The organism is Cellulomonas fimi (assembly GCF_012952065.1).
GTDB classification, from domain to species: domain Bacteria; phylum Actinomycetota; class Actinomycetes; order Actinomycetales; family Cellulomonadaceae; genus Pengzhenrongella; species Pengzhenrongella fimi_A.
The window spans coordinates 152,075-176,199 of the sequence record NZ_JABCJJ010000003.1 but is presented as its reverse complement, the minus strand read 5'-3'; the positions used below and the strand labels follow the sequence as shown (position 1 = coordinate 176,199).

Here is a 24,125-nt window from a genome sequence, read left to right as displayed (position 1 = left end):
GCCGCGCCGGTGCTGCGGCGAACCCGCGGACGCCCGCAGCGCGGGAGACGATGGTCCGGTGAGCCTCTACCGCGACGAGGCGATCGTGCTGCGCACCCAGAAGCTGGGCGAGGCCGATCGGATCGTCACCCTCCTGACCCGGTCGCACGGCAAGGTGCGCGCGGTCGGCAAGGGCGTGCGCCGGACGTCGTCGCGCTTCGGTGCGCGACTCGAGCCGTTCATGCACGTCGACATCCAGCTCCACGCGGGGCGCAACCTCGACATCGTCACCCAGGTCGAGACCATCACGCCGTTCGGTCGCCCGGTGTGCGAGGACTACGCGCTCTACACGGCGGGCACCGCGATGCTCGAGACCGCGGAGCGGCTCGTCGAGGCCGAGGGCGAGCCGGCGCTGCCGCAGTACCGGCTGCTTGTCGGGGCGATCCGGTCGCTCGCCGAGCGCGCCCACGCGCCCGGCCTCGTCCTGAGCTCCTACCTCCTGCGTGCGCTGTCCGTCGCCGGCTGGGCGCCGAGCTTCACCGACTGCGCGCGGTGCGGTGCGCCCGGCCCGCACCACTCGTTCGCGGTCGCCCAGGGGGGTGCCGTGTGCGGACGCTGTCGGCCGCCGGGCGCCACCGCACCGGCCCCGGAGACGTTCGTGCTCCTGGCGGCGCTCCTGAGCGGCGAGTGGGGACCCGCGGACGCGAGCCACGAGCGGCACCGTCGCGAGGCCGACGGGCTCGTCGCGGCGTTCCTGCAGTTCCATCTCGAGCGGCAGCTGCGCTCGCTGCGCCTCGTCGAGCGCGTCTGATGGCCGGGGCAATCCGCCGGCGCCCCGAGCCGGGCGCCCGCGCGCGCACGGCTCCGCACGTCGTCGTGTCGCCGCCCGCGCACCCGTCGGGCGACCGACCGCCCGCGATCCCGCCCGAGCTTGTCCCGCGGCACGTCGCGATCGTGATGGACGGCAACGGCCGGTGGGCCAACGCCCAGGGGCTCCCGCGCACCGCGGGCCACGAGGCGGGCGAGGCCTCGCTGCTCGACGTCGTCGCGGGCGCCATCGAGATCGGCGTGACGCACGTCTCCGCGTACGCCTTCTCGACCGAGAACTGGAAGCGGTCGCCCGACGAGGTGCGGTTCCTCATGGGGTTCAACCGCGACGTGCTCCGACGTCGCCGCGACATCATGCACGACTGGGGCGTGCGGGTCCGGTGGGCCGGCCGACGCCCGCGGCTCTGGCGCTCCGTCCTCGCCGAGCTCGAGGAGGCCGAGCGGCTCACGCGTGACAACGACGTGTGCACCCTCACGATGTGCGTGAACTACGGGGGACGGGCCGAGATCGCCGACGCCACCCGCGCCATCGCGCGGGAGGTGGCCGCGGGCCGCCTCGACCCGGAGCGCATCACCGAGCGGACCGTCGCCGCGCACCTCGACGAGCCCGACCTGCCGGACGTCGACCTGTTCCTGCGGACCTCGGGCGAGCAGCGGACGTCCAACTTCATGATCTGGCAGTCGGCCTACGCGGAGCTGGTCTTCCTCGACGAGCTCTGGCCCGACGTCGACCGCCGCTCGCTGTGGCGCGCCGTCGAGGTGTACGCGCGTCGCGACCGCCGGTACGGGGGGGCGGCGGACCTGCCGGGCTCGGGGTGACGCTACCGGGAACCCGCGGTATCGCGCTCCACGCCCTGCGCCCCGGCCATCCGACGGCGGCGTCGCAGCACGACCGCGACGACGGCGACCAGCACGACGACCACCCCCGACACGGCCCACGGAGAGCCCGCGGCCACGGCCACGGCGCCGTACAACGCCCCGAACCCCACGGTCGCGTAGACGAACGCCCACGCGAGGCAGCCGGGGACCATGGCGACGAGGTACCGCCGGAACGGCATGCGCGTCAGCCCGGCGGCGGCGTTCACGGCGGTCTGGACGCCGACGGTGAGGAAGCTCGACGTGACCGCGACCGGTCCCCAGCGCTGCAGCAGAGCCACGGCCCGCCGTCCACCCGGGCCGTGCGACCACCGCTCCACGCGGGCGGCGACGTCGGCCCACCGTCGAGCGAGCCCCGCCCCCGCGCGGTGACGTAGGTCGCCGCCGCCGCCGCGCGCGGCACGCCGGGCCCGTGACCGCACGGTCGAGGCCACCGCGCGGCCCAGCCAGTACGTGGCCTGCGCCCGCAGCAGCACGACCACGAAGAGCGCCGCGACCAGGCGCGGGAAGCTGAGCTCCGCCAGGCCGAGGAAGGTCGGGATGCCCCCCACTGCGGGTCAGGCCGCCACCCGCACGTCGTCCGGCACCTGCGGGTGCGGGTCGACGGGGCGGCGTCGCTGGACCAGGGGGCGCACGAGCGCCACGACCGTGTAGACGCCGACGGCGAGCACCACGATCGTGGCGCCGGGGGAGAGGTCGTACCAGTAGGTCAACGACAGCCCGGTGACGCACACAACCACGCCGATCGCCATCGCGAGGCTCATCGTCCGAGCGAACGACGCCGCGACGAGCTGCGCGACCGCCACCGGGACGATCATCAACGCGCTCACGAGCAGCAGCCCGACGACCCGCATCGACACGGTCACGGTGAGCGCGGCGACCACGGCGGTCGCGACGTTGAGGGCCCGGACGGGCAGGCCCGCGGCGTGGGCGAACTCCTCGTCGTGGGAGACGGCGAAGAGCGCGGTGCGCAGGCCCACCCCGACGACGAGGATCAGCGCCGTCAGGGCGACGGTGAGCCCGAGGTCACCTCTCGAGACGGTCGAGATGGAGCCGAACAGGTAGGCCATGAGGTTGGCGCTGGTCCCGCCCGCGATCGAGATGAGCAGCACGCCCCCCGCGATGCCGCCGTAGAACATCAGCGCCAGCGCGACGTCGCCGCTGGTGCGCCCGCGCTCGCGCACGAGCTCGATGACCACGGCACCGATCACGGCGACGACGATCGCGCCGGGCACCGCGAGGGCGTCCTGCGGCACGAGCCCCATGACGCTCCCGACCAGCCAGCCGAGCGCGACCCCGGTCAGCGCGACATGCCCCACGCCGTCTCCCAGCAGGCTGAGCCGGCGCTGCACGAGGTAGGTGCCCACCACGGGCGCGGCCAGTCCCACCAGCAGGGCGGCGAGCAAGGCCCGCTGCATCAGGGGGTCGCCGACCATGCCGGCGAGCTCGTCCATCAGGGCCCCCACCCCCGCAGGCCGACCGGGCCCTCGCCCGCCAGGTCATCGGCAGGATCGTGCGGGTGCACGTGGTCGTGGTCGGCCCCTCCGTGCTCGCGCGTGGGCTGGGGGGGCGCGCCGTCGTGGACGACCGCACCGTGGCGCAGGACGACGGCGCGCTGGACGAGCGGTGCGAGCGCCCCCAGCTCGTGGAGGACGACGAGGACCGTCCGGCCGCGGGCGGCGAGCGTCGTCAGCGTCGACGCGAACGCCTTCTGGCTCGTGAGGTCGACGCCGGCCACCGGCTCGTCCAGCACCAGGAGCTCGGGGTCGCGCACCAGCGCCCGTGCGATGAGAACGCGCTGCTGCTGACCTCCGGAGAGCTCGCGCACGGGCCGGTCGACCCGGTCCGCGAGGCCCACGAGCTCGAGCGCGTCGCGCACGGCCGTGCGCGAGCGACGTGGCGGGCGCAGCCGGCGCCCGTGGAGCAGACCCGAGGTCACGACCTCCCCGGCGGTCGCGGGGACACCCGTCGCGGCGCTGACCCGCTGCGGCACGTAGCCGATCCGCTCCCAGCGGACCGCGGGGCCGAGCGGACGGCCGAGCAGCTCGACCTGACCGGACGTGAGCGGTACGGCACCCACGAGGGCCCGCACGAAGGTCGACTTGCCGGAGCCGTTCGCTCCCAGCAGCGCCACGACCTCACCGTCCTGGGCGGTGACGTCGACCCCGCGCAGGATCTCGTTGCCGCCGAGGACGACCCGCACGCCGCGCGCCAGGACGGCGGCCGTCATGCGCATCCGAGCGCGTCGCGCAGGACGCGGAGGTTCTGCTCCATGACGCCACGGTAGTCCGAGTCCGGGTCGGTCTGGTTCTCGAGGGGGTCCAGCACGCCGACCTCGATCCCGAGGTCGGACGCGAGCGTCCGGGCGACCTCGGGGTCACCCAGCGGCTCGCTGAAGATGGTGGTCACTCCCTCGGCGCGGACGATGTCACCGATCTCGCGGAGCCGGGCCGGCGACGGCTCCGAGTCGGGGTCGAGCCCAGACATCCCCACCTGCTCCAGACCGTGCTTCGCCGTGAGGTAGCCGAACGACTCGTGCGGCGTCACGACGACCTTCCGCTCGCACGACGCGAGGCCCGCCTGGAGCTCGGCGGTGAGGTCGGCGAGCTCCCCCTCGAGCGCCGCCGCGTTCTTCGCGTAGTCGTCTGCGCGCGTGGGGTCGATCTCGGTGAGCGCAGCGGCAACGGGCGCCACGACGGCGGCGAGCAGCTCGGGGTCGAGCCAGAAGTGCTGGTCGAGCGACCCGCCGACGACCTCGGCCGCATCCACGACGCGACCGGGGGTCCGAGCGGTGACGGCCTCGTCGACCGCCGGCTGGAACCCGGAGAGGTAGACGACCAGGTCGCTCTCCCCGACGGTGCGCACCTGGCGCGGCGAGAGCTCGACGTCGTGCGGCTCCGCGCCGGGCGGCGTCAGCGTGTCGACGACGACGCCGTCGCCGCCGACGCGCTCGGCGACGTACTGGAGCGGGTAGAAGGACGCCAGGACCTCGACGCCTGCGCCGTCCACGCCGTCGTCGGCCGGGGCGCTCTCCGGGTCGGACGTCGCGCACCCGGCGAGCACGAGGGCCGAGGCGGCGACGACGGTCAGGGCAGCGCGGGAACGTGGCGTCATGACAATCATTCTCAGTTCGCTGAGAATGATTGTCAAAGGACGCGCCGTCGCCTCCGGTCGTCCCGGTAGCCTGTGACGTCCGCCCCCGGCCAGCCAGGTCGGGGCCCTGCCGAAGGTGATCCTCCGTGGCTGCGCCCTCCCGTCTCGACTCCGTCATCTCCCTCGCCAAGCGCCGTGGCTTCGTCTTCCCCTCGGGGGAGATCTACGGAGGCACGAGGTCCGCCTGGGACTACGGGCCGCTCGGCGTCGAGCTCAAGGAGAACATCAAGAAGCAGTGGTGGCGGACGATGGTCCAGAGCCGTGACGACGTCGTCGGGCTGGACTCCTCCGTGATCCTGCCGCGCCAGGTGTGGGTCGCGTCGGGGCACGTCGGGGTCTTCACCGACCCGCTGACCGAGTGCACGAGCTGCCACAAGCGGTTCCGCGCCGACCACCTCGTCGAGGAGTTCGAGCAGAAGAAGGGGCGCGCGCCCGAGAACGGCCTCGCGGACCTCGCGTGCCCGAACTGCGGGACCCGGGGAGCGTGGACCGAGCCCCGCGACTTCAACATGATGCTCAAGACGTACCTCGGCCCGGTCGAGGAGGAGTCCGGCCTGCACTACCTGCGGCCCGAGACCGCGCAGGGCATCTTCGTGAACTTCGCGAACGTCATGACGACGTCGCGCAAGAAGCCGCCGTTCGGCATCGGCCAGATCGGCAAGTCCTTCCGCAACGAGATCACGCCCGGGAACTTCATCTTCCGCACCCGCGAGTTCGAGCAGATGGAGATGGAGTTCTTCGTCGAGCCCGGCACCGACGAGACCTGGCACCAGTACTGGATCGACGCGCGGACCGACTGGTACACCGACCTCGGCATCGCTCGCGGGAACCTGCGGCACTACGAGCACCCGCAGGAGAAGCTCTCGCACTACTCCAAGCGCACCGTGGACATCGAGTACCGCTTCGGCTTCCAGGGAAGCGAGTGGGGCGAGCTCGAGGGCATCGCCAACCGCACCGACTTCGACCTCACGACGCACACGGAGCACTCCGGTCAGGACCTGTCGTACTTCGACCAGGCCAAGAACGAGCGCTGGGTGCCGTACGTGATCGAGCCGGCCGCGGGACTCACCCGGTCCCTGATGGCGTTCCTCGTCGAGTCGTACACCGAGGACGAGGCACCCAACACGAAAGGCGGCGTCGACACGCGCACCGTGCTGCGGCTCGACCCGCGTCTGGCCCCGGTCAAGGCGGCGGTCCTGCCGCTCTCGCGCAACGAGGCCCTGTCCCCGAAGGCGCGCGACCTCGCGGCCGCGCTGCGCCGGCAGTGGAACGTCGAGTTCGACGACGCCGGCGCCATCGGCCGCCGGTACCGCCGCCAGGACGAGATCGGCACGCCGTTCTGCCTCACGGTCGACTTCGACACGCTCGAGGACCAGGCCGTGACGATCCGGCACCGCGACGACATGTCGCAGGTGCGGGTCTCGCTCGACAAGGTCGCCGGTTACCTCGGGTCGCACCTCCTGGGAGCCTGAGACACTGGTGCGGTGACAGTCACCTCCACGCGTCTCCTGCCGCCGCTGCGCATCGGGCCGCTCAGCATCGACACCCCCGTCGTGCTGGCGCCCATGGCAGGTGTCACGAACGCCGCGTTCCGCCGACTGTGCCGCGAGAGCGGCGCCGGGCTGTACGTCGCGGAGATGGTGACCTCGCGGGCGCTCGTCGAGCGCGGGGAGGAGTCGCTGCGGATCATCTCGCACGAGCCCGACGAGAAGCCGCGGTCGGTCCAGGTCTACGGCGTCGACCCTGCGACCGTGGGCGCCGCGGTCCGCATGATCGCCGCCGAGGACCGCGCAGACCACGTCGACCTCAACTTCGGCTGCCCCGTGCCCAAGGTGACGCGCAAGGGCGGGGGAGCGGTGCTGCCGTGGAAGCGGGACCTGTTCACCTCGATCGTCCGCTCCGCCGTCGACGCCGCGGCACCCTACGGCGTCCCGGTGACCGTGAAGATGCGCAAGGGCATCGACGCGGACCACCTCACGTACCTCGAGGCCGGCCGGGTCGCGCAGGACGTCGGGGTCGCGGCGGTCGCCCTGCACGCGCGCACCGCGGCCGACTACTACTCCGGGACAGCCGACTGGGAGGCGATCGCGCGACTCAAGGAGGCCGTGACGGACATCCCCGTGCTCGGCAACGGCGACATCTGGTCCGCCGAGGACGCCCTGGCGATGGTCGAGCGGACCGGGTGCGACGGCGTCGTCGTCGGCCGGGGGTGCCAGGGCCGGCCGTGGCTGTTCGCGGACCTGGCCGCGGCGTTCGCCGGGTCCGACGAGCGCGTGCGGCCCGGGCTGCGCGAGGTGGCGACCGTGATCCGCCGGCACGCCGAGCTGATGGTCGAGCACTTCGGCGAGGAGAGCAAGGCGCTGCGCGAGATGCGCAAGCACATGGCGTGGTACCTCAAGGGCTACGTGGTGGGTGGGCAGCTCCGCGCCGCGCTCGGCCTGGTGTCGACGCTGACCGAGCTCGACGACCTGCTCGCGACGCTCGATCTCGACCAGCCGTACCCGGGGGAGGCGGCCGAGGGGCAGCGCGGGCGCGCCGGGTCGCCCAAGCGCCCGTCGCTGCCCGCCGGCTGGCTCGACTCGCGCGAGCTGAGCGAGGACTTCCGCCGGGCCCTGCACGAGGCCGAGCTCAGCGTCTCGGGCGGCTGAGCCGCCCGTTCAGCCCGTCATCCCGGTGTCGTCGTGCGCCGCACCCACGGGCTTGGACTCCGGCGAGCCGCGTTCGCGCAGGTAGATGGCCAGGACGACCATGCTGGCCACGGCGAGGAACTCCGACTGCCAGTTCTGCAGGGTCCGGTTCCAGAACTCCGGCAGCGTCAGGTACTCCGACCATGTCACCGGGTCCTGCAGGTCGCGCAGCTGCACCTCGTTGAACGCACTCACACCGGCGATCGACTGGACGAGCCACGAGAGGGCGAAGAGCAGCCCCATCACCAGGCTCAGCGAGTGCGAGTAGACCGACAGCCGCCAGCCCCGGACCCGGGCCCAGGCCGGGGAGTCGTCGTTCGAGTGCTCGGCCACGAGCTGCGTCTCGTCCGACTCACGTCCCGGCTTGTCCAGCTCCTTGGACTCGGGCGACCCCCGCTGCAGCAGCCACACCGTCGCGACGATGTAGAGCAGGAACTGCAGGTACTCCGACTGCCAGTTCTCGGCCACGTCCACCGCGAACGACGAGGACGTGACGTACCGCCAGAACGTGACGGGCTCGAGGCCGGCGCCCAGCTGCTCGCCGTTGTAGAACGCGACCCCGGTCGCGGCCTGCCCGGTCAGCGCCGCGAGGAAGATGCCGCCGAAGAAGAGCGTGAGGCCGTTCTCTCGCAGCGCGGTGCGCACCCGGCCGCGCCCGCCCGTCGTCGCGCTCATCGCTGCAGCAGCCCGATCGTCGCGAAGTACGCCAGGCCGAGGAGCACCCCGACGAGGCAGGTCACGTAGAGGACGCGCACGTCAGCCTCCCGAGACGGTGCAGTCGTACGGCCGCTCCGGCCGGGGCGTGCAGCCCGCGGCCGTGACGACCCACCGGGCGCCGGACACGGTGAGGAACACGACGTCCCGGCCCGTCGTCACCTGCGCCTGACGTCCGTAGGCGTGGGTCTCGAGCACGTCGGAGGGGGCGGGGACCTCGGCCTCCAGGACCGCGACCGCGCAGTCCGCGGCCGACTCGTCCTCGAGCTCCTCGATCACGGCGGGAGCCAGCAGGGCGCAGGCGGCCTCGCCGTCGCCGTCCGCGACGGCCTGGTGGAGCTGCGTCGCGACGCTCGCCGCTGCGCTCGGGTCGGGGCTCAGCGAGGCGCAGCCCGCGACGGCGAGCACCGCACCGGCGGTGAACGCGCAGGCCGGCAGCCTCCTGCGCTGCACGGTCCCCATCCCGTGACCGTACCGACGTCCGTCCTCGGGCGCCCGTCCAGCAGGAGACGGCGGACGTCAGCCGGGCAGGCGCACCCAGACCGTCGTGTCCGCCGGCACCGAGACGGCGTCCGTCGTGCCCTCGAGCGGGCCGCTCGCGACCAGCACCTCGGCGCGCTCCGGCAGGGCGACCGGCCCCGCGCCGAGGTTCGCGAGAACGAGCACCGCGCGGTTGGCGAGCACCAGCGTGGTCGCCGGGTCCGCCCCCGGCAGCCCGTCGACCCAGCCGAGCGAGCCGGTGCCCAGCTCGAGGTCGCGCCGCAGGTCGAGCGCGGCCCGGTACAGCTCGTACGTCGACCCGGCGACGCCGCGCTGGGCGTCGAGCGCGTACCTCGCCCAGGACGCGGGCTGGGGCAGCCACGTCGCGCCGGTCGGCGAGAACCCGAAGCCCGGTGCGTCCGCGGCCCACGGCAGCGGGACCCGGCAGCCGTCGCGACCGCGCTCGGTGTGCCCGGACCGCCACCAGGCGGGGTCCTGCCGCAGGTCGTCGTCGAGCGCCGTGTGCTCGGGCAGCCCGAGCTCCTCGCCCTGGAACAGGTACGCCGAGCCGGGCAGGCCCAGCATGAGGAGGGTCGCCGCGCGCCCGCGCCGCAGGCCCAGCTCCTCGTCGGGCTGCTCGTCGTCGTGGCCGATCCCCTTGGGGCGGGACCCGGCGTCGCGCAGGCCGAGCCGCGAGGTGTGCCGGACGACGTCGTGGTTGGAGAGCACCCAGGTCGTCGGGGCGCCGACGGCGTCGTTCGCCTCGAGCGACGCCGTCACGACCCGGCGCAGAGCCGCCGCGTCCCACCGCGTGGTGAGGAACGAGAAGTTGAACGCCTGGTGCATCTCGTCGGGACGGACGTACCGCGCGAGGCGCTCGAGCGGCTCGACCCAGGCCTCCGCGACCAGTGCGCGGTCGCCCTCGTACCCGGCGAGGACGCGGTGCCAGTCGCGGTAGATCTCGTGGACGCCGTCCTGGTCGAACATCGGGCCGCGGTTGCCGGCGCCCGCCGCGCTCTCCTCCACGAGGTCCGTGTCGCCCGCGTCGGCGCCGGGGACCGCGTCGCTGCCCTCGATCATGGAGACCTCGCCGTCCCAGTCGGGCAGTCCCGGTGCCTTCACGAGCCCGTGCGCCACGTCGATCCGGAACCCGTCGACGCCGCGGTCGAGCCAGAAGCGGAGCACGTCCTCGAACTCGGTGCGGACCTCGGGGTGCTCCCAGTCCAGGTCCGGCTGGCGGGTGTCGAAGAGATGGAGGTACCACTCGCCGTCGTCGACCCGGGTCCAGGCGGGGCCGCCGAAGACCGAGGTCCAGTTGTTGGGCGGCTCGCTCCCGTCGGGGCCCTTGCCGGCGCGGAAGACGTACCGCGCGCGCTCGGGGCTGCCGGGCCCGGCCGCCAGGGCTGCCCTGAACCAGGCGTGCTCGTCGGAGGTGTGGTTCGGCACGAGGTCGACGATCACCCGGATCCCGAGGCGGTGCGCCCGCACCAGGAGGTCGTCGAAGTCCCCGAGGGTGCCGAAGATCGGGTCGACGTCGCGGTAGTCGGCCACGTCGTACCCCGCGTCGGCCTGCGGGGAGCGGTAGAACGGCGAGAGCCAGACGGCGTCGATGCCGAGGGCGGCCAGGTGCTCGAGCCGGTCGGTGACGCCGGGCAGGTCGCCGATCCCGTCGCCCGAGGAGTCGGCGAACGACCGCGGGTAGACCTGGTAGATCACGGCCCGCCGCCACCACTCGGCGTGCGGCCCGCTCGGCGGGTGGACGAGCGTGGTGGTCGTCACGAGATCAAGGCGCGAGTCGGTCACGAAGGGTTCCTGCCGTCGTCGGGAGGGGGCGTCGCCCCGGGGGCGCGCCGGGTCGCGGTCGACCGCGGGCGCACGTCGCGTCTCAGCGTACGGCGGGCGCCGCGCCCGTCGAGCCGCGGACGACGAGCTCGGGGTGGAAGAGCAGCTCGGTGCGCGGCGCCCGGGTGCCGCCGATCTCGGCCACCAGCGCGCTCACCGCTGCCTCGCCCATCGCCATGACCGGCTGGCGGATCGTCGTCAGCGGGGGGTCGGTGAACGCGATGAGGGGGGAGTCGTCGAACCCGACCACGGACACGTCCGCGGGGACCACGAGACCACGCGCACGGGCCGCCCGGATCGCGCCGAGGGCCATCAGGTCCGAGCCGCACACGATCGCCGTGTGCCCCGCCGTGATGAGCTCGGCGGCCGCGGCCTGGCCGCCCTCGACGGTGAACAGCGTCGTCACGACGTGCGGGTCGGCGTCGGCCACGTCGAGGTGCCGCCGCAGCCCGTCGGCGAACGCCGCGACCTTGCGCTGGGCCGGCACGAAGCGGTCGGGCCCGATCGCGAGCCCGATGTCGCGGTGCCCGAGCGAGACGAGGTGCCGCACGGCGAGCTCCATCGCCGCGGCGTCGTCGGTCGAGACGAACGGGGCGTCGACGCCCTCGGCGTAGCCGTTGACCAGGACGATCGGCAGACCGCGGCTGCGCAGCTGGTGGTAGCGCTCGCGGCTCGCGGTGGTGTCGGCGTGGAGGCCGGAGACGAAGACGATGCCGTCGACGCGGTGCTCGAGGAGCATCTCGACGTACTCGTCCTCGGTCGTGCCGCCGGGGGACTGCGTGCAGAGCAGGGGCGTGTAGCCGCGTGCCGAGAGCATCGACTCGATGAACTGGGCGAAGGTCGGGAACACCGGGTTCGTCAGCTCGGGGACGACGAGGCCGACGAGCCCGGCCGACCGCGTGCGCAGCTTGTCCGGGCGCTCGTACCCGAGGACGTCGAGCGCGGCGAGCACGGCCTGGCGGGTCTGCGCAGAGACGCCCTGCTTGCCGTTGAGCACGCGCGAGACCGTCGCGGTGCTGACGCCCGCCTGCTCGGCGAGGTCGGCCAAGCGGGTGCGGGACTGGATCGGTGTCGGGGACACCGGACCTCCTCGTGGCGAGGGCGTCCGCGGTGCGTCCTCGCACCGCGGTGAAAGCGAGACCTGAAAGTTACCGCAACGGCTTGCAAGCGCGCCAGGGCGCGGCTAGCGTCACACGCATCAGGGCCGACCTACCGGACCATCCCACGGCGGCCGACACATTCGATCGCTTGGAGAACCCCGATGCGACGGAGCATCACTCTCGCGGCGGCCCTCGGCCTGTCGCTGACGCTGGCGGCCTGCTCGGGCGGCGCCGAGACCCCCGCGGAGGAGGAGACCACCTCGGCCGCGGCGGACGGCGGCACGCTCACCGTCTGGGTGGACGAGACGCGCCAGGCCGCCGTCGAGGCCGCGGCCGCGGACTTCGAGGCCGAGACCGGCACCACGGTCGAGACCGTCCTGAAGAACTTCGACGACATCCGCGCCGACTTCCTCGCCCAGGTCCCGACGGGTGAGGGCCCCGACATCACGGTCGGCGCCCACGACTGGCTCGGCGAGATGACCTCGGGCGGCGTCGTCGCCCCGATCGAGCTGGGCGACAAGGTCGACGAGTTCGAGCCCGTCGCGATCGAGGCGTTCACGCAGGACGGCCAGGTCTACGGCCTGCCGTACGCGGTCGAGAACATCGCCCTGATCCGGAACACCGCGCTCGCACCCGCCGCGCCGGCCACGTGGGACGAGGCCGTGGCCGCCGGGCAGGCCGCCGGCACGCAGTACCCGATCCTCATCCAGATGGGCGAGGAGGGGGACCCCTACACGATGTACCCGCTCCAGACCTCCTTCGGCGCCCCGGTCTTCACGCAGAACGAGGACGGCTCCTACGCGGCCGAGCTCGCGCTCGGCGGTGCGGGCGGCGAGGCCTTCGCCCAGTGGCTCGCGGCCCAGGGTGCGGCCAAGGTCCTCGACCCCACGATCTCCTACGACATCGCGGTCGAGGCGTTCAAGAACGGTCAGTCGCCGTTCATCGTCGGCGGCCCGTGGATGATCGAGAGCTTCGAGGGCCTCGAGCTCGCGGTCGACCCGATCCCGAGCGCCGGCGGCCAGCCCGCCCAGCCGTTCGTGGGCGTCCCCGGTTTCTACGTCAACGCGCAGAGCGACAACGCTCTGCTCGCGAACGACTTCCTGGTGAACTTCATGGCCACCGAGGAGGCGCAGCTCGCCCTCTACGAGGCCGGGAACCGTCCGCCGGCTCTCATCGCGGCCGCCGACGCCGCGTCGGCCGACCCGATCACCGCGGGCTTCCGCGAGGTCGGCTCGGACGCCGTCCCGATGCCGTCCATCCCCGAGATGGGCTCCGTGTGGGCCTTCTGGGGCGTGACCGAGGCGAACATCGTCAAGGGCGCGGTCGAGCCGGTCGCGGGCTGGCAGAAGATGGTCGCGGACATCCAGGGCGCGATCGGCTGACCCGGCTCCCCGGGTCTCGGGGAGCCCCACGGACGCCGTGGCGCGCAGCCGGTGCACAGACCGGCTGCGCGCCACGCGCACCTCACCACGGCCCGCCGCACGGAGGTACGGATGAGCACGACCCGGTCGACGAGGACCGACGTCCCGACGTCGGCGGAACCACCCCAGGCACCCCCGCGAGCCGGTCGGCGCCGGTCCCTCGACGAGTCCCCGGCCCGGAGCTTCACCCGTGGGTTCTTCGTCAAGCTCGTGCTGATGGCGCTCGTCGACGCGATCGGCGTCTACGTCGTCCTGGCCGCCTGGGCGGAGGGGTCGTTCGGCATCCTCTGGGCGATGGTCGCGCTGCTCGCGGCCGCCAACTGGATCTACTTCAGCCGGCGCACGGTCCCGCTCAAGTACATCTTCCCCGGGCTCGCCTTTCTGCTCGTGTTCCAGATCTTCGTCGTCCTCTACACGGGCTTCGTCGCCTTCACGAACTACGGGGACGGGCACAACTCGACGAAGTCCGACGCGATCGAGGCACTGCTCATCCAGAACGAGCGGCGCGTCGAGGGGTCCGACTCCTACCCCCTGACCGTGCTCGACGCCGGCGGGGAGCTCGCCTTCGCGATCGTGGACGACGACGGCGACGTGCGGGTGGGACAGGCACAGGAGCCGCTGCGCGCCGTCGAGGACGCCGAGGTCGACGGCGACACCGTCACGGCCGTGCCGGGCTACGAGGTCTTGTCCCGTCAAGGCGTGCTCGAGCGGCAGCAGGACGTCACGACGCTGCGGGTCCCGGTGTCCGCCGACCCCGGGGACGGCTCGATCCGCACGCAGGACGCCCGCACGGGGTTCGTCTACACGTCCGTCCTCGAGTACGACGAGTCGGCCGACACGATGACGGACGTCACCACCGGCACGGTCTACCGGCCCAACGACGAGGGTCTGTTCGAGGCGGAGGACGGCACGACGCTCAACGTGGGGTGGCGCGTCCTCGTCGGGTTCGACAACTTCACGACGGCGTTCGGCGACCCGCGCTACGCGGGGCCGTTCGTCAAGATCCTCGCGTGGACGTTCGCCTTCGCGGTGCTGTCCGTGCTGACCACCTTCCTGCTGGGCCTGTTCCTCGCGATCGTGTTCAACGACGAGCGGGTCAAGGGCCGCAGGATCTACCGCACGCTGATGATCCTCCCGTACGCGATCCCGGGGTTCCTCGCGGCGCTGCTGTGGTCCGGCCTGCTCAACCGTCGGTTCGGGTTCGTCAACGACGTGCTGCTCGGCGGCGCGGAGATCCCCTGGCTCACCGACCCGTGGCTCGCGAAGCTGTCGGTGCTCGGGGTCAACCTGTGGCTCGGCTTCCCGTACATGTTCCTCATCTGCACCGGAGCGCTGCAGTCGATCCCCAAGGACGTCAACGAGGCGGCCGAGATCGACGGCGCGGGTGGCCTCACGACCTGGCGGTACATCACCATGCCGCTCCTGCTCGTCGCGACGGCCCCGCTGCTGATCTCGTCGTTCGCGTTCAACTTCAACAACTTCAACCTCATCTACATGCTCACCAAGGGTGGGCCGCGATTCACCGACGCCTCCGTCCCTCTCGGGGACACCGACATCCTGATCTCGATGGTCTACTCGATCTCCGGCGTCGACGGCACCGCGCCCAAGAACTACGGCCTCGCGAGCGCCCTGGCGATCGTGATCTTCGTGATCGTCGCGACGGTCTCGGCGCTCGCCTTCCGGCAGACCCGCAAGCTCGAGGAGATGAGCTGACATGGCGATCGAGACCGCACCGTCGTCGTCGGTGGCGCGGCCGGCCGCGGCCGCGCCTGAGCACCGCCTGCGGGGCCGGCGCTGGTTCCAGGAGGTGGGCTGGCGCCATGTCGTCGGGGTGATCGCGGTGGTCTACGCCGGGTTCCCGCTCGTGTACGTCGTCTCGGCGTCGCTGAGCGAGGGCGGCACCCTGACCGGCTCCAACGAGCTGTTCGCCGAGGTGAGCGGCGCGAACTACGCCACGCTCAACGACACGCTGTTCTGGACCTGGCTCCTCAACTCGATCGTCATCGCGACGGCCACGGGCATCGGCACGGTGCTCATGGGCGCGGCCGCCGCGTACGCGTTCTCGCGGTTCCGGTTCACGGGCAGGCGCGTGGGGCTCACGTCGCTCCTCGTGATCCAGATGTTCCCGCAGATGCTCGCGTTCATCGCGATCTTCCTGCTGCTGCTCGCGCTCGGGAACGTCGTCCCGGAGCTCGGCCTCAACAGCAAGCTGGCGCTGATCGGCGTCTACCTGGGCGGGGCGCTCGGGGTGAACACGTTCCTCATGTACGGGTTCTTCAACACGATCCCGCGCGAGCTCGACGAGGCGGCGAAGATCGACGGCGCCACGCATTCCCAGATCTACTGGACGATCATCCTGCGGCTGGTCGCCCCCGTCCTCGCGGTGGTCGGCCTGCTGTCCGTGATCGCGACGTTCGGCGACTTCATCCTCGCCCGCACGGTGCTCCAGTCCGAGCGCAACTGGACCGTCGCGATCGGGCTCTACGGCTGGGTCTCCGAGCTGCTCGAGGCGAACTGGGGGCTGTTCGCGGCCGGTGCCGTGATCTCCGCCGTGCCGATCCTCGTGCTGTTCCTCTACCTGCAGAAGTACATCGTCGGCGGGCTCGCGGCCGGCGCGGTCAAGGGCTGACTCGTCCTCGATGGGGCACCTGCTGGGGCCGCACCACGACGGCTCGGAGCTCTACGTGCCGGTCGGCACGCCGTCGCTCGGCGACGTGGTCCCGGTCAGGTTCCGCGTCCCCGCGGCCGGCGTCGAGCGCGGCGTGTGGGTGCGCACGGTGCGCGACGGCGAGCCCCGCATGGTCGAGGCCCGGCTCGACCGGGTGGACGACGACGAGCGCTGGTACGTGGCGGACGTGCCGGTCCACAACCCCGTGACGAGCTACCGCGCGCTGCTCGACGAGCCCGGCGGGTACCGCTGGCTGAACGGCCGGGGCGTGCACGCCCGCGACATCCCCGACGCCGCCGACTTCCGCCTGACCGTCCATCCGGGCGCGCCCGCGTGGCTCTCGGGCACCGTCGTCTACCAGATCTTCCCCGACCGGTTCGCGCGCTCCGGCGCGGTCCGTGACCTGCCGGAGTGGGCCGAGCCGGCCGGCTGGGACGACGAGCCCGTCGGCACGGGCCCCGGCACGCCCCGCCAGCTGTACGGCGGTGACCTCGCGGGCATCGAGGCGCGGCTGGACCACCTCGAGCGGCTCGGGGTCGGGACCGTGTACCTCACCCCGGTGTTCCCCGCACGGTCCAACCACCGCTACGACGCGAGCACGTTCGACCACGTCGACCCGCTCCTGGGCGGCGACGCCGCGCTCGCCTCCCTGAGCCGGGCGCTGCACGCGCGGGGCATGCACCTCGTCGGCGATCTCACGACCAACCACACCGGTGACGGCCACGAGTGGTTCCGGCGGGCGCGCGCCGACGCGACGAGCGAGGAGGCGCAGTACTACTACTGGACCGGCTCCGACGCCGGCCCCGGCCCCGGCTACGCGAGCTGGCTCGGGCACGCGTCGCTGCCCAAGCTGCGCTACGGCGCGCCGAGCCTGGCGCGACGCATGATCGACGGGCCGCGCTCCGTCGTCGGGCGCTGGATGCGGGAGCCCTACCTCCTCGACGGGTGGCGCATCGACGTCGCGAACATGACCGGACGCTACGCGGCGGAGGACCGCACACACGAGGTCGCGCGCACGATCCGGCGCACGATGACCGACCTGAACCCCGACGCCGTGCTGATCAGCGAGCACTTCCACGACGCCGGCACGGACCTCCCGGGCGACGGCTGGCACGCGAACATGAACTACTCGGCCTTCACGCGTCCGCTCTGGACGTGGCTCGTGGAGCCCGCGACGACGCTCGGCCTGCTCGGCCTGCCGATCACGATCCCGCGGCGCGGCGGCGTCGGTGTCGTCGAGACGATGCGCGACTTCGACTCTGCCGTGCCGTGGCGCGTGACGGCGCGGCAGTGGAACCTGCTCGGCTCGCACGACACCCCGCGCGTGCGGACCCTCACGGGCGACCGCACGCTCGTCGAGGTCGCGGCCGGGATCCTCTTCACGTACCCGGGCACGCCGGTCGTCTTCGCGGGCGACGAGGTCGGGCTCACCGGGTCGAACGGCGAGCACGCGCGGGCGCCGATGCCGTGGGACCGCCCGGACCGGTGGGACGGCGCGACGTTCGAGACGTACCGCTCGCTCGTCGCGCTGCGGCGCGGCTCGCGGGCGCTGCGCGAGGGCGGCCTGCGCTGGGCCGTCGTGGTCGACGACGCGCTCGCGTACCTGCGCGAGACGGCCGACGAGCGCGTGCTGGTGGTGGCGGCCCGGGCGCCGTGGGCGGGCGCGGACCTGCCGCGGCACCTGCTCGGCCCGGGTGCCGAGCCCGAGAACCTCTACGGCGGCGGCGACCTCGACGTGCGTCCGGATGCGCTCCACGTGCCCGGCGACGGGCCCGGCGTCCAGGTGTGGCGCCTGGCGTGAGGCGCGGCCCGACGTGGCTTCGCGCACGAGCGGCGACCCCGGGGTCGTTAGGGTGACGACCGTGCCGTCCGACCACCCCTTCCTGCACGACGTCGAGGCCTCCACGCGCGCCTCTGTGCCGGTCGAGCTCGGCTACTCCGCGGCCGACCGTGCGCGCTGGGTCCCCGAGCGGCACAAGTCCCGCGGGCGCACCGCCTTCGAGCGCGACCGCGCGCGCATCGTGCACTCCTCGGCGCTGCGCCGGCTCGGCGCCAAGACGCAGGTGCTCGGGCCCGCGAGCGACGACTTCGTCCGGACGCGCCTCACCCACACGCTCGAGGTCGCGCAGGTCGGCCGCGAGCTCGGCAAGGCGCTCGGGTGCGACCCGGACGTCGTCGACACCGCCTGCCTCGCGCACGACCTCGGCCACCCACCGTTCGGCCACAACGGGGAGCGCGCGCTCGCCGAGGCCGGTGCCGCCATCGGCGGGTTCGAGGGCAACGCCCAGACGCTGCGCCTGCTGACGCGGCTCGAGCCCAAGGTGGTCGCGCCGGGCGGGCGCGCCGTCGGGCTGAACCTCACGCGCGCGAGCCTCGACGCGTCGGTGAAGTACCCGTGGCGCGCGGGCGAGGGGCCGCCGCGGACGGACGGGCGGTCGACGCCGAAGTTCGGGGTCTATGCCGACGACGCCGAGGTCTTCGCCTGGCTGCGCGAGGGTTCCCCCGACGGCCGCCAGTGCCTCGAGGCCCAGGTCATGGACCTCGCCGACGACATCTCGTACTCGGTCCACGACGTCGAGGACGCGGTGGTCGGCGGACGGCTGGACCTCGAGGTGCTCGAGCAGGACGACGAGCGGGCGCGGGTGATCGAGGCCGTCCACGCCTGGTACGGCCCCGCGGTCGACGCCGACGGGCTGCGGGCCGGGATGGACCGGCTGGTGGGAACGGGCCTGTGGGGGCCGGCGTTCGACGGCTCGCGCGGGGCGCTCGCCCGGCTCAAGGACGCGACGAGCCAGCTGATCGGCCGGTTCGCCGGGGCGGCGCAGGCGGCGACGCGCGAGGAGTACGGGGAGGGGCCCCTCACGCGGTACGCCGCCTCGCTCGTCGTGCCGCCCGAGACCCTCGCCGAGATCCTCGTGCTCAAGGGCCTCGCGGTCACCTACGTCATGGCGCCGCGCGAGCACGAGCCGCTCTACCAGCGCCAGCGCGAGATCATCCTCGACCTCGTGCGCGTCATCGCCGACCGGGCGCCGCTCGCGCTCGAGCCCCCGTTCGCGGCCGACTGGTCGCTCGCCGCCGACGACGCCGCCCGGCTGCGGGTCGTCGTCGACCAGGTCGCGTCGCTCACCGACGTGAGCGCGGCCGAGTGGCACGGACGACTCGTCCCGCCGCCGCGCCGCTGAGCCCGGCCGCAGGGCCCGGACGACCCGCGACGGCCCTGTCGTCCGCGCCGCCTAGACTCACGCCGTGGCTGGACTGATCCGACGCGAGGACGTGGACGCCGTCCGCGAGCGCGCGCGGATCGAGGAGGTCGTCGGCGCGCACGTGACGCTCAAATCGGCGGGCGTCGGCTCGATGAAGGGCCTGTGCCCGTTCCACGACGAGCGCTCGCCGTCCTTCCACGTGCGCCCGCAGGTCGGCCGCTGGCACTGCTTCGGCTGCGGCGAGGGCGGTGACGTCATCTCGTTCGTCCAGAAGATCGACGGGCTCGCGTTCGCGGAGGCGGTCGAGTACCTGGCCGGCCGGGTCGGCATCCAGCTGCGCTACGAGGAGGGCGGCGGCCCGCGGTCCGGGATCGACACGGGGAGCCGTCGGCGGCTCATCGAGGCGCACGGCGTGGCGGAGCAGTTCTACGCCGAGCAGCTCACCGCCCCCGCTGCGGCCGCGGCCCGCGCGTTCCTCGCCGAGCGGGGCTTCGAGCGGACGCACGCCGAGCAGTTCGGGGTCGGGTTCGCGCCGCAGGGCTGGGACGCGCTCCTGCGCCACCTGCGGGGGCGGGGGTTCACCGAGGCCGAGCTCGTCGCGTCGGGGCTGATGAGCCAGGGCAGCCGCGGGATCTACGACCGGTTCCGCGGCCGGCTGGTGTGGCCCATCCGCGAGGTGACGGGCGACGTCGTCGGCTTCGGTGCCCGCAAGCTGTTCGAGGAGGACCAGGGGCCCAAGTACCTCAACACCCCGGAGACGGCGCTCTACAAGAAGTCGCACGTGCTGTACGGCCTGGACCTCGCGCGGCGCGACATCGCCAGGTCCCGGCAGGTCGTGGTGGTCGAGGGCTACACCGACGTGATGGCCGCGCACCTGTCGGGCGTCCCGACCGCGGTGGCGACCTGCGGCACGGCGTTCGGCCCGGACCACGCCCGCATCGTGCGACGACTCATGGGCGACTCCGCCGGCGCCGGCGGGGTGCAGCTCGCGTCCGGGGCCTCGGTCGGCGGCGAGATCATCTTCACGTTCGACGGGGACGCCGCGGGCCAGAAGGCAGCCATGCGTGCGTTCGGCGAGGACCAGGCGTTCTCCGCGCAGACGTTCGTGGCGGTCGAGCCGAGCGGCATGGACCCGTGCGAGCTGCGCCAGACGCGGGGACCCGACGCGGTGCGCGCGCTCGTCGCCGGGCGCACGCCGCTCTACGAGTTCGTCATCCGCACGACGCTCACGAGCTTCGACCTCGACACCGTCGAGGGCCGGGTCGGCGCGCTGCGCGCCGCGGCGCCCGTCGTCGCGCAGATCCGCGACGCCGGGCTGCGACCCGAGTACGCGCGCATGCTCGCCGGGTGGATCGGGATGGACCAGGAGCAGGTCCTCCGCGCGGTCCAGTCGGCGGGGCGCGCCGCGAACGGCGGGGGGGCGGCGTCGTCGGGCCCGACGACGCGACGGCATCCCGGAGCGGGGCCGGACGCCGCCGGGTCGCGCGGTCAGCGCGCGCCCCGTCCCGCGCACGACGACGGGCCCGGCCGCGGCCGAGGCGACGCGGGTCCGGGTGCCGGCCCCTACGGCGGCCCGAGGCCCCAGGCGGACCGTCGCGACCCGGTCGCGCGGCTCGAGGCGCAGAGCCTCGAGGTCGCGCTCCAGCTGCCGCACCTCGTGCCCGCCGACTTCGACGCGCTGGGTGCGGACGCGTTCGCCGTGCCGGCGTTCCGCGCGGTGCACGAGGCGGTCCGGGCCGCGGGGGGCATGGCCGCCGCGCGTGAGCTCGTCACGGGACCCGGCGGCGCGGTGACCTGGGTCGAGAAGGTGAGCGACGAGGCGGCCGCGCCGGTCCGCGCGCTCGTCACGGAGCTCGCGGTCACCCCGATGCCCGAGGACAGGCCCGAGGCGATCGAGACCTACGTGCGGGGCGTCGTCGGCGCCCTCGTCGACCTGGGACTGACCCGGGAGATCGCCGAGGCGCGCGGCCGGCTGCAGCGCATGGATCCCGATCGCGAGCCCGACGCGTACCAGGCGGCGTTCGCCGACCTCATCGCGAGCGAGAACCGCAGGCGCTCGCTGCGCTCGCAGCCATGACCGGCGTCCGACGAGACGGTCGCCCCGCCACCACGACCTGGAGATCTGGTCGCTGCTGCGCGACACGTGGACGGGACCGGGCGCACGCCGACCGCGGGGTGGTCGTCAGGTGACGAGCACCTGGGTGGCCGACTCCTTGAGCTTCGCGTTGGCCCACTTCGCCTGACGCAGGGTGTCGGGGTGGCAGCGCTCGGTGAGTGCGAGCAGCTCGAGGTCCTCGAGCCCCTGTGCCGCCTGGCCGAGCAGCTCCCAGTCCACCGAGACCCCGGTCGCCGCGAGGTGCAGGCTCCGCAGGTCGCGCAGCAGCAGCATACCGACGTCGGGTCGACGCCCGACCAGCTCGCTGCCACGCTCGCGGATCCGCGCGGAGAGTTTCAGCTCGTCCTCGGGCTCGGGGTCCAGCTCCTCGCCGTACCGCGGGGCGAGCGCCGCGATCTCGCGCACGTGCCGTTGCGACCACACCGCGAGGTCGCGCGCGATGTGGAAGACCTCGTGGTCGACCTCGTGCCGCGCCGACGCCTGCAGGAGGTCGTGCGCGAGGTCGTTCTCCGCGCGGTGCAGCTCGCGCAGCACCAGGCCGATCTTCATCGCGTCCCTCCTCTGGCTCAGCGGCCGGTCCGCTCGGTCACCAGCGCCGACGCTCCACCCACGGTCGGGGCGACGCCGGCCGTGACGGGGGCCGACGCCGTCGTCGTCGGAGCCGAGGCCGGTGACCCGTCACCCGCCCGCACCTTGCGCAGCGACGCCGCCGCGGTCTTGAAGATCGGCTGCTTCGACGCGGCGTCCCAGTCGGTGAGCGTCAGCTCGTTCGCAGCCCTGCCGCCGTCCGCGCCCCTGGGACCCGAGCCGCCCTCGGTGTCCCAGTAGCCGTAGTGGAACGGCAGGAAGACGACGCCGCGCCGGATGCCCCCGACCCGCACCTTGGCCCGGACCCGACCGCGTGGCGTGCGAACCTCCGCGAGGTCGCCCTCCGCCAGACCGAGCATCTCGGCGTCCTGCGGCGAGACCTCGACCCAGACGTCGGGTGCCGCTGCCTGGAGCTGGGGCACGCGGCCGGTCTTGGTGCGCGTGTGGAACTGGTAGAGCGTGCGGCCCGTGATGAGCTGGAGCGGGAAGTCCTCGCTCGGGATCTCGTGCGGCGTGACGTACTCCGCGCCGCGCAGCAGCGCCTTGCCCGACGGGTTGAGCGCCTTGTACTCACCGGGCTCCATCGGGGCGCCGGTGACCAGGTCGCGGCCGTAGTGCTCGCAGTAGTCGGGGTGCGCGAAGAAAGCTCCGTCCGCGTAGAGGCGGTCGGTACCGGTGGGCGCGTCGTCGGTGCACGGCCACTGGATGCCGCTGCCGCCACGCAGCTTCGCGTAGGTCAGCCCCGAGTAGTCGCACGGCCGGCCGCGTGAGCACTCCTTCCATGCCTCGAACGCCGACTCGGCGTCGTGCCACGTCACGAGCGGGCCGCCGTCCTTGTCGGTCAGCCCGAGGCGGTGCGCGAAGTCGATCAGGATGTCGAGATCGGGCCGCGACTCGCCGGGCGGTTCGACCGCCTTCTCGGACAGGTGCACGGTGCGGTCCGCATTCGTGAAGGTGCCGGTCTTCTCGCCCCAGGTCGCCGCTGGGAGCACGACGTCGGCGAACTCGGCCGTCTCCGTCAGGAAGAGGTCCTGGACCACGAGGAAGAGACGGTCCTGCCCCAGCACCGCGCGGATCCGGCGCAGCTCGGGCAGCGACACCGCGGGGTTGGTGCCGGTGACCCAGAGCATCCGGATCGAGCCGTCCTCGACGTAGCGGATCATCTGCATCGCGTGCGTCGGCGGTGAGTAGTGCGGGATGTGCATCGGATCGACGTTCCACACACGCGCCAGGTCGCGGATGTGGTCGGGATTGGCCCAGTTGCGGAAGGCGGCGAGGTCGCCGTCGGCCCCGCACTCGCGGGTGTTCTCGGCGCTGGGCTGGCCGTTCATCTGCAGGACGCCGCAGCCCGGCCGGCCGAGCATCCCGCGCAGCAGCACGAGGTTGTTGACCTGCACCGCGGCGGCCGTGGCCTGGTGCGACTGGTAGAAGCCCTGCAGCACGGTGCACAGCAGCTGTTCGGCCCGGCCCACGATCCGCGCGGCAGCCCGGAGGTCCTCGACCGGGATGTCGCAGATCTGCGCCACCTTCTCCGCCGGGTAGTCGCGCAGGACCTTCTCGAGGGCGTCGTAGCCGACGGTGTGGGCGTCGACGTACGCGCGGTCGACCCAGTCGTTGGCGACGACCTCGTGGAGCAGTCCGTTCATCAGGGCCAGGTTGGTGCCCGGGCGCGGGGCGAGGTGGACGGTCGCCGCGCGGGCGACCTCCGTGGCCCGTGGGTCCACGCAGACGAGCTGCGGCGGGTTCGGCCCGGCCAGCCGGTCGAGCACCCGCTCCCACAGCACCACCTGCGTCTCGGCCATGTTGTGCCCGAAGAGCGCGATGACGTCGGCGTGGTCGACGTCCTCGTAGGAACCCGGTTGGCCGTCGCACCCGAAAGACTCCTTGAGCGCGGCCGCCGCCGTCGCGGTGCACAGGCGGGTGTTGCCGTCGACGTGGTTCGTCCCGATGCCCCCGTGCGCGATGACACCGAGCGTGTAGTACTCCTCCGCGAACAGCTGGCCGGTCGTGTAGAAGCCGATCGAGCTCGGCCCGTGCGTGTCGAGGAGCGACCGGGTCGTACCGACGACCCGGTTCATCGCCGTGTCCCAGTCGGTCTCGACCAGCCGGCCGCCCTCGCGCACCAGTGGGCGCGTGAGCCGGTCGGCCGACGCGTTGGCCTGCCAGCCGAACGCGTCCTTCGGGTCCAGCCGACCGCGGTTGACCCGGTCGTCCGCTCGCCCGCGCACCCCGACCATCCGCCCGTCGCGCACGGCGATGTCCAGCGCGTCACCGTTCGAGTGCAGGATCGAGGCGGTCTGCACCCAGCGCTCGACGTCCTCCGCGGACGTGCCGGCGGCCAGGTAGGTGTCGACCCGGGTCGGCCACGGCGAACCGGCCCCGTACGGCGTCCGTGTCCCCCACGGCTCGGCGATGCGGTCGGTCGTGCCCATCAGCCACCCCTCCACGTCGTCGCCCGGTCCCGGACGTG

General features: G+C 73.2%; 20 protein-coding genes. 10 read left to right on the top strand and 10 right to left on the bottom strand.

Features of this window, described 5'->3' with window-relative positions; genetic code table 11:
- The first annotated feature begins 58 nt into the window (after positions 1–58).
- Both recO and HIR71_RS03575 read left to right on the top strand, forming a co-directional pair.
- The gene (gene recO, locus HIR71_RS03580) at positions 59–790 is read left to right on the top strand and encodes a DNA repair protein RecO (RefSeq protein WP_169323494.1); all 732 of its coding nucleotides are present in this window, start codon (positions 59–61) and stop codon (positions 788–790) included.
- The gene (locus tag HIR71_RS03575; RefSeq protein WP_169323492.1) at positions 790–1,626 is read left to right on the top strand and encodes an isoprenyl transferase; all 837 of its coding nucleotides are present in this window, start codon (positions 790–792) and stop codon (positions 1,624–1,626) included. The genes recO and HIR71_RS03575 overlap by 1 nt, the downstream gene beginning before the upstream one ends.
- Before the next feature lie 2 nt (positions 1,627–1,628).
- Here the strand turns inward: HIR71_RS03575 and HIR71_RS03570 are convergent, their stop codons facing one another.
- From HIR71_RS03570 to HIR71_RS03555, 4 genes are read right to left on the bottom strand one after another with little or no spacing between them, the layout of a single operon-like run.
- Positions 1,629–2,234 carry a DedA family protein gene (locus HIR71_RS03570; protein WP_311836060.1) on the bottom strand — a complete coding sequence of 202 codons (606 nt, stop codon included), beginning with the start codon at positions 2,232–2,234 and terminating at the stop codon, positions 1,629–1,631.
- A gap of 6 nt (positions 2,235–2,240) precedes the next feature.
- Positions 2,241–3,137: a metal ABC transporter permease gene (locus HIR71_RS03565; RefSeq protein ID WP_169323490.1), complete on the bottom strand. Its 897-nt coding sequence runs from the start codon at positions 3,135–3,137 to the stop codon at positions 2,241–2,243.
- Positions 3,137–3,913, bottom strand: a complete 777-nt coding sequence (locus HIR71_RS03560) for a metal ABC transporter ATP-binding protein (protein ID WP_169323488.1) — start codon at positions 3,911–3,913, stop codon at positions 3,137–3,139. The genes HIR71_RS03565 and HIR71_RS03560 overlap by 1 nt, the downstream gene beginning before the upstream one ends.
- Entirely contained in the window at positions 3,910–4,797 is an 888-nt protein-coding gene (locus HIR71_RS03555; protein ID WP_249051522.1) for a metal ABC transporter substrate-binding protein, read from the bottom strand. The genes HIR71_RS03560 and HIR71_RS03555 overlap by 4 nt, the downstream gene beginning before the upstream one ends.
- Before the next feature lie 125 nt (positions 4,798–4,922).
- Between HIR71_RS03555 and HIR71_RS03550 the strand changes: the two genes are divergently transcribed.
- Together HIR71_RS03550 and dusB are read left to right on the top strand one after the other, a co-directional pair.
- On the top strand, positions 4,923–6,308 hold the full coding sequence (locus tag HIR71_RS03550) for a glycine--tRNA ligase (RefSeq protein WP_169323484.1): 1,386 nt from the start codon (positions 4,923–4,925) through the stop codon (positions 6,306–6,308).
- A gap of 12 nt (positions 6,309–6,320) precedes the next feature.
- Positions 6,321–7,484 (top strand): tRNA dihydrouridine synthase DusB, encoded by a 1,164-nt coding sequence (gene dusB / locus HIR71_RS03545; RefSeq protein WP_311836059.1) that lies wholly within the window; start codon positions 6,321–6,323, stop codon positions 7,482–7,484.
- A 9-nt stretch (positions 7,485–7,493) separates the two neighbouring features.
- On the opposite strand, the gene HIR71_RS03540 is transcribed toward dusB, so the two are convergent.
- From HIR71_RS03540 to HIR71_RS03525, 4 genes are all read right to left on the bottom strand, one after another.
- Positions 7,494–8,198 (bottom strand): DUF6766 family protein, encoded by a 705-nt coding sequence (locus HIR71_RS03540; protein ID WP_211373722.1) that lies wholly within the window; start codon positions 8,196–8,198, stop codon positions 7,494–7,496.
- A gap of 81 nt (positions 8,199–8,279) precedes the next feature.
- The gene (locus tag HIR71_RS03535) at positions 8,280–8,699 is read right to left on the bottom strand and encodes a hypothetical protein (protein WP_169323481.1); all 420 of its coding nucleotides are present in this window, start codon (positions 8,697–8,699) and stop codon (positions 8,280–8,282) included.
- Positions 8,700–8,756: 57 nt separating this feature from the next.
- Entirely contained in the window at positions 8,757–10,520 is a 1,764-nt protein-coding gene (locus HIR71_RS03530) for a glycoside hydrolase family 13 protein (RefSeq protein ID WP_169323479.1), read from the bottom strand.
- Positions 10,521–10,602: 82 nt separating this feature from the next.
- Complete coding sequence (locus tag HIR71_RS03525; RefSeq protein ID WP_169323477.1) at positions 10,603–11,640, bottom strand: LacI family DNA-binding transcriptional regulator; 1,038 nt, start codon at positions 11,638–11,640, stop codon at positions 10,603–10,605.
- A 180-nt stretch (positions 11,641–11,820) separates the two neighbouring features.
- Between HIR71_RS03525 and HIR71_RS03520 the strand changes: the two genes are divergently transcribed.
- The 6 genes from HIR71_RS03520 to dnaG all read left to right on the top strand — a co-directional run bounded on the left by HIR71_RS03520 (position 11,821) and on the right by dnaG (position 21,028).
- Complete coding sequence (locus HIR71_RS03520) at positions 11,821–13,041, top strand: sugar ABC transporter substrate-binding protein (protein ID WP_169323475.1); 1,221 nt, start codon at positions 11,821–11,823, stop codon at positions 13,039–13,041.
- Positions 13,042–13,152: 111 nt separating this feature from the next.
- A complete protein-coding gene (locus HIR71_RS03515; protein ID WP_169323473.1) occupies positions 13,153–14,793 on the top strand; it encodes an ABC transporter permease subunit in 1,641 nt (546 codons plus the stop codon).
- A 1-nt stretch (position 14,794) separates the two neighbouring features.
- Positions 14,795–15,709: a sugar ABC transporter permease gene (locus tag HIR71_RS03510; protein ID WP_169323471.1), complete on the top strand. Its 915-nt coding sequence runs from the start codon at positions 14,795–14,797 to the stop codon at positions 15,707–15,709.
- Between the two features lie 10 nt (positions 15,710–15,719).
- Complete coding sequence (locus HIR71_RS03505; protein ID WP_169323469.1) at positions 15,720–17,549, top strand: glycoside hydrolase family 13 protein; 1,830 nt, start codon at positions 15,720–15,722, stop codon at positions 17,547–17,549.
- 82 nt (positions 17,550–17,631) lie between these two features.
- Positions 17,632–18,930 carry a deoxyguanosinetriphosphate triphosphohydrolase gene (locus tag HIR71_RS03500; protein WP_211373736.1) on the top strand — a complete coding sequence of 433 codons (1,299 nt, stop codon included), beginning with the start codon at positions 17,632–17,634 and terminating at the stop codon, positions 18,928–18,930.
- A gap of 64 nt (positions 18,931–18,994) precedes the next feature.
- Complete coding sequence (gene dnaG / locus HIR71_RS03495) at positions 18,995–21,028, top strand: DNA primase (RefSeq protein WP_169323465.1); 2,034 nt, start codon at positions 18,995–18,997, stop codon at positions 21,026–21,028.
- Positions 21,029–21,133: 105 nt separating this feature from the next.
- Here dnaG and HIR71_RS03490 read toward each other — a convergent pair whose 3' ends face one another.
- Entirely contained in the window at positions 21,134–21,616 is a 483-nt protein-coding gene (locus HIR71_RS03490) for a hypothetical protein (protein WP_169323463.1), read from the bottom strand.
- Between the two features lie 17 nt (positions 21,617–21,633).
- Positions 21,634–24,087 carry a molybdopterin oxidoreductase family protein gene (locus tag HIR71_RS03485; protein ID WP_169323461.1) on the bottom strand — a complete coding sequence of 818 codons (2,454 nt, stop codon included), beginning with the start codon at positions 24,085–24,087 and terminating at the stop codon, positions 21,634–21,636.
- Positions 24,088–24,125: the final 38 nt, after the last annotated feature.

What these genes read in the sequence shown, in the direction of transcription:
- HIR71_RS03510 (WP_169323471.1), top strand. Translation starts at nt 14,795, where the DNA reads ATGGCGATCGAGACCGCACCGTCGTCGTCGGTGGCGCGGCCGGCCGCG.
- HIR71_RS03490 (WP_169323463.1), bottom strand. Translation starts at nt 21,616, where the DNA reads ATGAAGATCGGCCTGGTGCTGCGCGAGCTGCACCGCGCGGAGAACGAC.
- HIR71_RS03515 (WP_169323473.1), top strand. Translation starts at nt 13,153, where the DNA reads ATGAGCACGACCCGGTCGACGAGGACCGACGTCCCGACGTCGGCGGAA.
- HIR71_RS03485 (WP_169323461.1), bottom strand. Translation starts at nt 24,087, where the DNA reads ATGGGCACGACCGACCGCATCGCCGAGCCGTGGGGGACACGGACGCCG.
- HIR71_RS03565 (WP_169323490.1), bottom strand. Translation starts at nt 3,137, where the DNA reads ATGGACGAGCTCGCCGGCATGGTCGGCGACCCCCTGATGCAGCGGGCC.
- HIR71_RS03555 (WP_249051522.1), bottom strand. Translation starts at nt 4,797, where the DNA reads ATGACGCCACGTTCCCGCGCTGCCCTGACCGTCGTCGCCGCCTCGGCC.
- HIR71_RS03575 (WP_169323492.1), top strand. Translation starts at nt 790, where the DNA reads ATGGCCGGGGCAATCCGCCGGCGCCCCGAGCCGGGCGCCCGCGCGCGC.
- HIR71_RS03520 (WP_169323475.1), top strand. Translation starts at nt 11,821, where the DNA reads ATGCGACGGAGCATCACTCTCGCGGCGGCCCTCGGCCTGTCGCTGACG.
- HIR71_RS03560 (WP_169323488.1), bottom strand. Translation starts at nt 3,913, where the DNA reads ATGACGGCCGCCGTCCTGGCGCGCGGCGTGCGGGTCGTCCTCGGCGGC.
- HIR71_RS03540 (WP_211373722.1), bottom strand. Translation starts at nt 8,198, where the DNA reads ATGAGCGCGACGACGGGCGGGCGCGGCCGGGTGCGCACCGCGCTGCGA.
- HIR71_RS03535 (WP_169323481.1), bottom strand. Translation starts at nt 8,699, where the DNA reads ATGGGGACCGTGCAGCGCAGGAGGCTGCCGGCCTGCGCGTTCACCGCC.
- HIR71_RS03505 (WP_169323469.1), top strand. Translation starts at nt 15,720, where the DNA reads ATGGGGCACCTGCTGGGGCCGCACCACGACGGCTCGGAGCTCTACGTG.